This window comes from Parapedobacter sp. 2B3 (assembly GCF_041925275.1).
In the GTDB taxonomy this organism is placed as follows: Bacteria; Bacteroidota; Bacteroidia; order Sphingobacteriales; family Sphingobacteriaceae; genus Parapedobacter; species Parapedobacter pyrenivorans_A.
This window is the reverse complement of the sequence record NZ_JBHEUZ010000040.1, coordinates 1-10,643: the sequence shown is the minus strand read 5'-3', so window position 1 is coordinate 10,643 and position 10,643 is coordinate 1. Positions and strand designations below refer to the sequence as shown.

Here is a 10,643-nt window from a genome sequence, read left to right as displayed (position 1 = left end):
GCCTTTGGCTAACACTTCCTACTGCTAAGCGTGTTCGGGACTTGCACCCTAGAGTTATCGCCCATGCCGGGCGCACATAAAAAAACCTTTAGCAGTTAGTTGTTGCTAAAGGTTTTTTTTATCAATCGCCTTTGCGCTTTCCAGCAACTATCAATCGATATCAGTAATAGGTTCGTAGTGCGGAACCAACGATTTCATAATGAACCACCCGATTAAATAAGACACCGCACAGATAGCGAAAATAATGAAATATCCGGACTCGATTCCTTCGAAACCCATGAATTTCATATTCGTATCGACGGAATAGTCAAACAACAGACCGGAACCCTTATTAATCAAGAATGCACCCACGCCTCCTGCCATGCCGCCTATCCCGGTAATCGTGGCCACGCTGGAGCGGGGAAACATATCGCCGATGGTAGAAAAGATATTGGCCGACCAGGCTTGGTGTGCCGCGCCAGCAATACCGATGATGACTACGGGAATCCACACAGAGACATGGCCAAGCGGTTGTGCGAGCAGAGTCAGCAATGGAAAGAATGCAAAGATAAGCATCGCCTTCATCCGGCCCGAATAGGGATTCATGTTTTGCTTTTCGACGAAATAAGTGGGCAGCCACCCACCGATGATGGATAAGAGTGTGAGTGCATACAGCGTAAAAATATGCCATGCGCTCTCCGTCGAATCCAGGTTATACACCGAACTGAGGTATGCCGGTGTCCAAAAAAGAAAGAACCACCAAACGCCGTCGGTCATGAACTTACCCACGGCAAATGCCCAAGTTTGCCGATATTTAAACGCTTGCCCGAAAGACATTTTCCTACGCGGTGATGCGGCCTGCTCGGCTAGGACTCGTTCATTGTCAACCAAATCATCTTGTTGGATGTAGGCCAGTTCAGCGGCGTTTACCCGCGGATGCACGTGTGGTTTCTTATACATGAAAATCCAAAACCCCATCCATACAAACCCCAACGCGCCAATAATGACAAAGGAAGCTTCCCATCCATAGGCTGCCGCAATGAAAGGGATAGTCAATGGCGCAGCCAATGCGCCTACCGTAGCACCCGCATTGAAAATACTCGTTGCAAACCCGCGGTCCTTTTTGGGGAAGAACTCCGCCGTCGCCTTAATCGCGGCAGGAAAGTTACCCGATTCACCGATAGCTAAAATAATCCGAGCAAAAATAAACAACGTAACGCTGACCGAAATCACGGCGCTTACGTCGCCAACCGTACCGATCAGCTCTTTAGCCTCTTCGAAACCCACAAACCAATTGCCTGTCAGGATACCCGAGGTAGCTATCCCACAAAAGGCATGGATACATGCACCGACCGACCAAACGGCAATCGCCCATAAAAACCCGCGCTTGGTATCCATCCAGTCAACCAACCGCCCCGCAAACAGCATGGAGCCAGCATATACGATTGAAAACACCGCCGTGATGTTTCCGTAATCGTTATTCCGCCAATGAAATTCGGGAACGATGAAATCCTTCCAGGTGAGGGACAGCACCTGCCGGTCCAAGTAGTTTATGGTGGTCGCAAAAAACAACAGCGCGCAGATATTCCATCGATAGTTACTTAACGGTTGAGCATTCATAATATAAGCATCAAAAATGATTAGATTTATTACGCGTAAACGTTTACGCCTCCCCAAATATAGAAAGACTTGTCGAATCGCCTACTTTTCGTGATGGAAATTCTGCGAAATCGTTTTCGTGTGGCCGGGAAGATCCTATTCGTCCCAGCCAAAGTAACGGTTAGCATTGTTATAGCAGATATCCTGTATCACTTGCCCTATCCACTCCAGGTCATTGGGAAGTTCTCCATTTTCAACTTCCGTTCCAAACAAGTCGCACAACAGTCGTCGGAAATATTCATGCCGCGGAAAGGATAGGAAACTCCGCGAATCAGTCAGCATCCCCACAAACCGGCTCAACAGGCCCATGTTCGACAGTGCATTGATTTGCTTGGTCATCCCATCTTTCTGGTCAAGGAACCACCATGCCGAACCGAACTGGATTTTGCCGGGTATGGAGCCATCGTTAAAATTACCGATCATCGTAGCCATCAATTCATTGGCAGCCGGGTTGAGATTGTATAAAATAGTCTTTGCTAATTGGTCATCGCGGTCGAGCCTATCCAGAAATGCAGAAAGTGCCCGGCCTTGGCTGAAGTCGCCAATGGAGTCCCAACCGGTATCCGGTCCCAACCGTCGCATCATCCGCGAATTATTGTTACGCAATGCACCTAGGTGGTACTGTTGCACCCACCCCTTTTCGGCATCCCATTGCGCAAACAAGTGCAGCATGGCCGATTTGAATTGCCTGTGCTCATGCATCGATATGCTGTCGTGTGCCACGGCAGCTTTAAAAACACGTTCAATGGCATCGTCCGTGTACTCGTCGGCATATATTTCCTCCAACCCGTGGTCGGACACCCTGCAGCCCATCGACGCAAAAAATTCATGACGTTCTCTAAGCGCACTGACGAAATCAGCGAAATGGAATATGGGTCGGTTGGTAGCCACCGCCAGCCGCGAAACGTAGCTACTGAACTTCACTGTATCACTGAGGTCCATAGCGGCGTCGGGCCGGAATGCGGGGTATACCGGTAGTTCATATCCTTCTTCCGCAAGTGCCCGGTGGTAACCAAGGGTATCCAAGGGGTCATCGGTGGTACAGATCACCTTCACGTTCATCCGTTTCAACAAGCCCCGTACGCGGTATTCGGGCGACTTCAGTTTTTCGCGTGTCTCGTCAAATATCCGGTCGGCCGTGCCAGGCGCCAACAGTTCGGAAATACCGAAATAGCGTTTCAACTCCAAATGCGTCCAGTGATACAGTGGGTTGCGCAAGGTATAGGGAACCGTTTCCGCCCACTTCCGGAACTTTTCACGATCAGGTCTATCCCCCGTGATGTAACTTTCATCCACACCGTTTGTACGCATGGCTCGCCACTTATAGTGATCACCATTGAGCCATACCTGTGCAATATTATCAAATTGCGTATTCTCGGCGATCTGCTGCGGCGGAAGATGGCAATGGTAGTCGATAATCGGCATATCGGCTGCGTAATCGTGGTAGAGCGATTGTGCCGTTTTCGTATTCAAGAGAAATTGTTCGTCCAGAAAATTCTTCATCTTTTTATAAATAGTAAGTTTAAAATCCTCAATCAAAAAATCAAACCGTCAATCGCACCTCACAGCGACACCCCCCGTTTCCAGGGGATGAAATCATCCTGGTTGAGTTGCACCGCCTTAGGCACCACCGTACCCGACGCCGCACGAATGCAATACGCCAATATCTCCTCGCCCATTTGTTCGATTGTCCGATCGCCTGTCACAATCGGGCCGCAATCGATATCGATGATATCTTCCATCCTGCGGGCCAACTCACTATTGGTGGCCACCTTGATGACCGGGCATACGGGGTTACCCGTGGGCGTACCAAGACCCGTGGTAAATAAGATCAATGTGGCACCGCTAGCGGCCTTTCCCGTCGTCGCCTCCACGTCGTTACCCGGGGTACACACTAAACTCAGTCCTTTTTTGGTAGCCGGTTCAGTATAGTCCAATACATCCATAATGGGCGACGTACCTCCTTTTTTCGCTGCGCCATTGCTTTTGATGGCGTCGGTGATCAAGCCGTCGCGGATATTTCCGGGCGAAGGGTTCATGTGGAACCCCGATCCTACTTGTTCGGCCGCAGTGCTATAGCCTTCCATTAGGCTGATGAACTTGCGGGCCGCCGCTTCATCGTTTGTCCTATCGATGATGTACTGCTCGGCCCCGCAAAGTTCGGGAAATTCGGCAAGCAATACTTTCCCGCCCAACGCCACCAACAGGTCGGCACAATGACCAACCGCCGGATTTGCGGTGATGCCACTGAAACCATCGCTCCCCCCGCATTTCACACCAAGGGTCAGCTCACTCAACGGTGCGGGTTTCCGGCTTATTTTATTAGCCTCCACCAAGCCCATGAATGTCTGGCGGATGGCTTCGGTGATCAGTTCTTCTTCATTGCGGCTCCGCTGTTGTTCAAAAACCAGCAAGGGTTTATCAAAAGCCGGGTTCAAAGTACCCAATTCAGTGAGCAAATCACTCACTTGCAGGTTTTGGCAACCTAAACTCAATATGGTTACACCAGCTACGTTCGGATGGTTTGCATAAGCAGCCAATAACTTTCCGAGTATCGCAGCATCCTGGCGTGTGCCGCCGCATCCACCTTGATGGTTAAGGAATTTAATCCCATCCACATTCTTAAACAACCGGTTTACGGGAACGACGGATTCCCGGATCGTCAGGTCGGCCGTTTTGATGTCCCCTCCTCGTTCGACCAATTCCCGCAGCAAGTGGGCCTTCATCCGGTATTTATCCGTAACGGCATACCCAAGCTCATGGTGCAATGCCTCGCGGATGACATCCAAATTACGGTTTTCGCAGAACACCGTCGGAATGAAAAGCCAATGGTTCGCTGTACCCACCCGACCGTCGCTCCGATGGTACCCCATAAACGTGCGTTCCTGAAATTTGGACACATCGGGCGGGGACCATTGATAAGCCGTAGGCCGGTAGAAATAAGGTTCCGCAGCGTGCTTTACATTGTCTGTACACATCCACTGGCCCGCCTTCACGTCGTGTACCGTCCGGCCAACCAACACACCATACATCCTTACTTCATCGCCCGCTGCCATGTCAGTTGTAAAAAACTTATGTTTCGCCGGCACTTCGTCTACCAGCACATAATCTATACCTGCATAAGCAATGCGCTCACCGGCCTTCAGATCCTGCAACGCAACCAGCACGTTATCGTTTGGATGGATCCGTAGCACGTACCCGTCGGCCACCCTATTTTCATTCCCCTTCATTTCCGGCTGTATTCAAAAGGTCGATTACTTCCAGTGGCGATCGCCGCTGGAGCTGGTCCAAATAACCCCTTACTGTTGGCAGGAAATTACCGAGTGGCAGCAATTCGCTTTCCCATGTTGCAAGCAACTGACCGTATCCGGCTGCATCTACAGTCCGCAGATAGCCTGCAAAACCCAACGCCATATAGGGGGCTGCCTCGCCGCCACTGTTGAAATGGCGCTCCAAGGTTGCCATATTCCGCATCCGCATTTTTGAGGTATAATTTGTACGGATGCTCTGCCATTGGTGACGGAGGTACGGGTTACTGAACCGGTCGATCACTTGATCTGCAAATTCAACCGCTGCTTCCCGATCAATCCCGATGGCCCCCAGGGTCGGAATGATCTCGCGATGCATCAACCGTTTCACATAATCCGAAAATATAGGGTTCGCCATGGCTTCCTTTACGGTATCAAACCCGGCCTGTATGGCCAGCCCACAGGCAAACGTATGGCTCCCGTTGAGTAGGCGCAACTTCAGTTCTTTGAATTTTCCAATGTCAGGGGTAATCACCATCCTACTGTCCGCCCCCGCAAATGAAAGCGCTTCGTATACGCGCGGGTCGCTGGATTCGATGGCCCAAAGGCAAAACGGTTCAGCCATGATGGCTAAATGATCCTGATAACCCAGCTGTCTTTCGGCCGCTATCCGATCGGCGTCCTCTAAGCTACCCGGCACGATCCGATCTACCAAAGTATTGCAAAAATGGTTGCTACTTTTCACCCACTCGATAAAATCGGCCCCCAGTTGGTGGCGTTCGGCCAACGCGACAACGATGTCACGCAATACCGCTCCGTTCTTGTCAATAAGTTCGGTAGGAAGGATAACCAGCCCCCGATCGGCAGCACCTTTGAATGCATGGAAACGTTCGTGTAGAACGGCGGTCAATTTACCGGGAAAGGATGCCGGTGGCAACGCAAGGGGATTATCTTGCTCGTCGAATACAATCCCTACTTCCGTGGTATTCGAGATAACAATGCTCAGCATGGGATTCCGGGCGCAGTCCAACACTGCGGCCCAGTCGTCGATAGCAGTGATAACGCGGCTGATCGACGACACCAACAGTACGTCCTGCACGTCATGTCCACGCTCAAGCCCCCTAATATGGATGGTGTACAGGTTGTCCTGTTGTGCGAATTGGTCGGCACCACCCGTATCTGTTGATTTCACCACGGCGATACTTCCGCCAAATGACCCCGCCCGGTTTGCCTTCTCAATAAAATAGTCCGGCAACCCGCGAAGCAACACCCCTGTTCCAAACTGGAGTATCTTTTCCGGGTATGCCCCGCCGTCAATAAATTGGCTGTTCAATATCATCTCAATAAAACCTTAAGTACGTAGCGCTCTCTGGGCAAGCACACTACAACCACTTGCCACTGCAATTTTACAGTTTGCCGATTAACGAAAGAAACAACTGGACCACTATAATTGCGCAAACGTTGCCGGCAACGTTTGCGCCCGTGTATATGTAAGCTGGTTTATGGTTGGCCACTAAATTCGACCAATTGATTGTTGATGGCTGCTGCGTCCAGCTTACTCCCTGCATGGATTAAAATCTTGTATCTGAACCGCGTAGATGCATCCTTATCCAATTTAAAGTTTAATACATCCTTTCCGTCACTGAGTGCTTGTTGCCCCAGTGGGTTAGCTGCAAACAATCCATACCCGCGGGCATGCCAATAAGTGGGGTATCCCGGATTTCCGGCGTGGTCAAGGATAACCAGCGATAGATCTTCCCCCTCCAAGGTACCGTTCAGGGTTACCCATTTCGCCCGGGTCCCCCATACATCATCGCCTTCTGCACCTTCGCTGCTTATGTAGTGTCCCGTAACCACTTGATTGTTCGTCTGGGCCACTTCGGTCACGATGCCATTGGCATCGGTAAATTTGGCGGGTTCATTGGAAGGATGTTCAAGTTCACGTGCCAACCGTATGCCAAGTACGCCCTCCTTATTATCCTTAAGCGATACATCTCTGAGGGCTGTCAATTTGATATCGAGTTCAATGGACGTATTGCCTCCGTCATCCACTTGGAAAACATACCGCGTATCTTCTTTCAGCAGGCCGTCTCCTTGCGGCCCCTGCCAATATTTCGTCACATGGAGCCTACCGGTATTTCCATCGGCTTCCATGCTGTTGGCAGCCGCGTGGTGGATACTGCCATAGCCCATGCGTTTTTCGGCCGGGATGGCCGGGGAGTTATTCCAAAAGTCCAATCCGTTTACATCGCCGTAGTTAAACCACAATCCAATGTGATGCGGATGGTCTGTCCGTTCGTTTGCCCGGGGTTGCGCAGGCCAACCCCTTGTAATGAAATGCCCTCCTTTGGTGCGGAGAGGGTACAATACCGGCTTCTTTAAACTATCGGCATAACAATATGACGTGTATGGTTGCCCATCAAGCAGCACATCGATGCGGCTGCTCTCAGGGTGTTCTACGAACGAGAATCGGTCGGTCTGCCCCGATTGGGTCTGTCCCGGCTGGGGTTGCCCACAGCCCATAAAGGCTGCGGACAGCACGAGTGCGCCGAATAAAATTTTTGCTTTCATCTTGTACAAATTGCTGATTAAGAGATAACCACTTCCTGTTTGTCGTCGTCGAACGTCACCCGTTTGCCGGTTTCATAGGCGGTATGCCCCATGATGTTGGCAACAGAATGGTTATACCCAGCCACGACGTCCGCATTTGGCTTTTTGCGGCTACGCACGCACTCCATCCAGTTGAGCATATGGAGCGACGTCATCGGGTCACCCCCCGTATTTGCCGATGTTTCGATTTTGGCAGCATTTGAAAGCGTAAACGGTTCTAGCAGGTTTGCCTTCATTCCCATCTGGTCGGCCATACCTTGCGTCAATCCACCTTGTGATGTTACTTCGTTGGTATCGAGATTCAAGGATCCGCCATTAGAAAAATAAAGTTCTTTCACCCCGCCGGCCGAGTTGGTAAACCTGGAAGAATACTGTACCTGGAATCCTTTGGCAGGGTCGTTGGCCGGCCCGTAGTCCATGACCGCGGTCAGCGTATCCGGATTGGTACGGCCATCGTTCCACAGGTATATACCGCCGTTTGCCACCACGCTGCGCGGGTGTGGCAGCCCTGTAAACCAGTGCACGGTATCGATTTGGTGCGCCATCCACTGGCCGAATATCCCCGAAGAGTAGGGCCAGAATAACCGGTATTCGAGGTAATAACGCGGGTTCCATTCCACTTTCGGGCGGTTCATCAAGAAACGGTTCCAATCGGTATCCTGTTCACGGATTTCCTTGGTCAGTTGGGGTAGACGCCATCGGCCGGGCTGATTTACGTTCCAGGTCATCTCCACCATTTTAATATCGCCGAATTTGCCCGATCGGATATATTCATTGGCTGCGATGTAGTTGGGCGCACTGCGGCGCTGCGAACCTACCTGCAATATTTTCCCGGTTTCCTCCACGGCCTTGCGTACTATTTTGGCATCTTCCAGCGTTTCGGCCAACGGTTTTTCCACATACACATCCTTGCCGTGGCGTACCGCCTCCGCCGCAATCAGTGCATGCTGGAAGTCGGCCGTGCTGATGATGACCGCATCCACATCGGTCCGTGGAAAAAGTTCATCATTATTCCGGTATTTCGCAATTTCGATACCTGCTTTTTCCTTTACATAGGCATAGGCCTCGTCGCGACGCCGGTTCCATAGGTCCGAAACCGCCACGAACTCAAAATTCTGGGCCTTGGCGTGGTCCATGAAACAGGGAAAAAGTGAGCTTCTAAAGCGGTTGGAGAACCCAACGATGCCTACCAGCACCCGGTCGTTGGCCCCGATAATCCGTGCATAGCTTTTTGCACTGAACCCCATAGCGGACAGCCCGACAACGCCGGCTCCCAGCGAAGCCTGTTTGATAAATTCCCTACGTGAACTTGTTGTTTTCATCTTCATCTGATTTTATAATTGTAACTATCTGTTGTAACTATAACGTCCAAAACCCATTATTCGTTTATCTCTTAGCTGTACGTAACAGCCAGCGCACCCATGCTTGGGCGGCTGGATAATTATCAAAGTCTGGGGTCAGTTTCCTGCCATCGATATATTCGTTGTAAATCCAAGGGTCCCCAAGGGCAAACACGGCACCTTTACCATACTTGACCGTGGCCATCAGATTCAGACCGTGCTGTCGCACCAGCGTTTTGGCAGGGTCGGTTACGGTCAGTGTGCTCACTTCTTTCAGGAACAATCGGTAGGGCCTTTTAAATACCTTATTCCGTGCTTCCAGCAGCACGGCGCCCTGCCGGAAATCATTCTGCTTTACGAGCAATTCGTTGTCTTCGTTAAACTGGATGCCGAATCGCGTAGCCAGCCTATTGAAGTGTGTAAACTCCATGTTACCCCGATCGTTTCCCAGCAGCACGAGTACGCCCCCCTTTTTCACCCAATCAGCGATTGCATCGATTTCGGGCGTTTCCAATACCCTGGGTTGCGCGGTCTCCTTGTCCGTATCCGGGTCTACAATGATATACACGCCGGCATGGCGTAGTGCCTCCGGATCGGGCTTTGTCGGGAGTGATACCTTCTTTGCACCGTGTTGGCCAAAGATGTAACCGAGAAACGAGTATCCACCGTTAGACTGGTCCTCCCACGTATAATGGTAGCGCACCTGCCTCCCGGTAGCGTCGGCACGGTATTCATTGTTATAGTAGTTGTCGAGCACCACGGTCTTCCCTTTTCCATCGTTGAGGGTAGGCAACATTTCCATTTCCGTGGCGCACTTGATGAACGCGCCGATCCCTTTCGGGTCATTCTGGATAACGGGCTCGCTCATGTAGTAGTCAAAGCTGCCGTCCCGGTAATTGCTCGACCCACCAAGGCCGGAGACCATCACCGTCCCTTCGAGGTTGACACCGCCGCCATCACGAGGCGTTACAAACTCATTCAGTATACCACGATAACCCTTTTTTGCTGCCCGCAAATAGGCCTTCGGCAGGTATCCAAGCCGCACACCTTTCGCGAGGGTATACACCAACATGCACGACGCCGACGCTTCCAGATAATTCTCAGGCCGATACCCCATATCGACAACATCGTACCAAACTCCCGATTTCTTATCCTGGAAATCAACCACCGCCTTCGCCAAACGCTGCAAAATACCGGTGAGGGAATCGATGCCTGGATGCCCCTCGGGAAAATACGGGAGCGCATCTACCAATGCCATGCCGTACCATCCAAGCGACCGCCCCCAGAAGTTGGGGGAGCGTCCGGTGGTATCGTTGGCCCAAGCTTGTTCATGCGATTCGTCCCACCCGTGGTACAACAATCCGGTGTGTAGATCGCGGCTATGTTTTTCCATCAACACGAATTGATTGGTAATATCGTCAAAAGCCTCGGTTTCGCCAAATAGTTTGGCATATTCGGCATAAAAGGGCTGGCCCATATATAGTCCGTCCAACCACATCTGGTGCGGGTATATTTTCTTATGCCAAAATCCACCGTCGGTTGTCCTCGGGTGTGTCTTTAACTGATTGCGCAAAACCGATGCCGCCTTGAAGTACTTCTCCTTTCCCGTTACTTGGTACAGCAACAGCAATACCTTGCCGTTATTGACAAAGTCAATGTTGTAGTCATCTTTTCTGTACATCTTGATGGTGCCATCTTCCCGCACGTAATGGTCCATTTGCTGCTGGATGTCATTAGTGTCCCATTAAAATCCAAAATAGTTCTTTGAAATATTTGAAATATAGTTAGTTACAGAGGTTTTTCAAGC

At 51.0% G+C, this 10,643-nt stretch carries 7 protein-coding genes; all 7 read right to left on the bottom strand.

Annotated elements, in window-relative coordinates; all coding sequences use genetic code 11:
- Positions 1-150 precede the first annotated feature (150 nt).
- The 7 genes from ACEVG1_RS20805 to ACEVG1_RS20775 all read right to left on the bottom strand — a co-directional run bounded on the left by ACEVG1_RS20805 (position 151) and on the right by ACEVG1_RS20775 (position 10,565).
- Positions 151-1,599 (bottom strand): MFS transporter, encoded by a 1,449-nt coding sequence (locus ACEVG1_RS20805; RefSeq protein ID WP_374745658.1) that lies wholly within the window; start codon positions 1,597-1,599, stop codon positions 151-153.
- Positions 1,600-1,734: 135 nt separating this feature from the next.
- Positions 1,735-3,141, bottom strand: coding sequence for a glucuronate isomerase (uxaC, locus tag ACEVG1_RS20800; RefSeq protein WP_374745657.1), 1,407 nt, complete (start codon positions 3,139-3,141; stop codon positions 1,735-1,737).
- Between the two features lie 59 nt (positions 3,142-3,200).
- Positions 3,201-4,868 (bottom strand): UxaA family hydrolase, encoded by a 1,668-nt coding sequence (locus tag ACEVG1_RS20795; protein ID WP_374745656.1) that lies wholly within the window; start codon positions 4,866-4,868, stop codon positions 3,201-3,203.
- Entirely contained in the window at positions 4,855-6,225 is a 1,371-nt protein-coding gene (locus tag ACEVG1_RS20790) for a tagaturonate reductase (protein ID WP_374745655.1), read from the bottom strand. Before ACEVG1_RS20790 ends, ACEVG1_RS20795 begins: the two co-directional genes overlap by 14 nt.
- A gap of 161 nt (positions 6,226-6,386) precedes the next feature.
- Positions 6,387-7,457 (bottom strand): PmoA family protein, encoded by a 1,071-nt coding sequence (locus ACEVG1_RS20785; protein ID WP_374745654.1) that lies wholly within the window; start codon positions 7,455-7,457, stop codon positions 6,387-6,389.
- Positions 7,458-7,474: 17 nt separating this feature from the next.
- The gene (locus ACEVG1_RS20780) at positions 7,475-8,818 is read right to left on the bottom strand and encodes a Gfo/Idh/MocA family protein (protein WP_374745653.1); all 1,344 of its coding nucleotides are present in this window, start codon (positions 8,816-8,818) and stop codon (positions 7,475-7,477) included.
- A 64-nt stretch (positions 8,819-8,882) separates the two neighbouring features.
- The gene (locus tag ACEVG1_RS20775) at positions 8,883-10,565 is read right to left on the bottom strand and encodes a DUF4350 domain-containing protein (protein ID WP_374745659.1); all 1,683 of its coding nucleotides are present in this window, start codon (positions 10,563-10,565) and stop codon (positions 8,883-8,885) included.
- Positions 10,566-10,643: the final 78 nt, after the last annotated feature.

Coding starts and splice junctions, on each gene's coding strand:
- ACEVG1_RS20805 (WP_374745658.1), bottom strand. CDS start 1,599: ATGAATGCTCAACCGTTAAGTAACTATCGATGGAATATCTGCGCGCTG.
- ACEVG1_RS20790 (WP_374745655.1), bottom strand. CDS start 6,225: ATGATATTGAACAGCCAATTTATTGACGGCGGGGCATACCCGGAAAAG.
- ACEVG1_RS20780 (WP_374745653.1), bottom strand. CDS start 8,818: ATGAAAACAACAAGTTCACGTAGGGAATTTATCAAACAGGCTTCGCTG.
- ACEVG1_RS20785 (WP_374745654.1), bottom strand. CDS start 7,457: ATGAAAGCAAAAATTTTATTCGGCGCACTCGTGCTGTCCGCAGCCTTT.
- ACEVG1_RS20795 (WP_374745656.1), bottom strand. CDS start 4,868: ATGAAGGGGAATGAAAATAGGGTGGCCGACGGGTACGTGCTACGGATC.
- uxaC (WP_374745657.1), bottom strand. CDS start 3,141: ATGAAGAATTTTCTGGACGAACAATTTCTCTTGAATACGAAAACGGCA.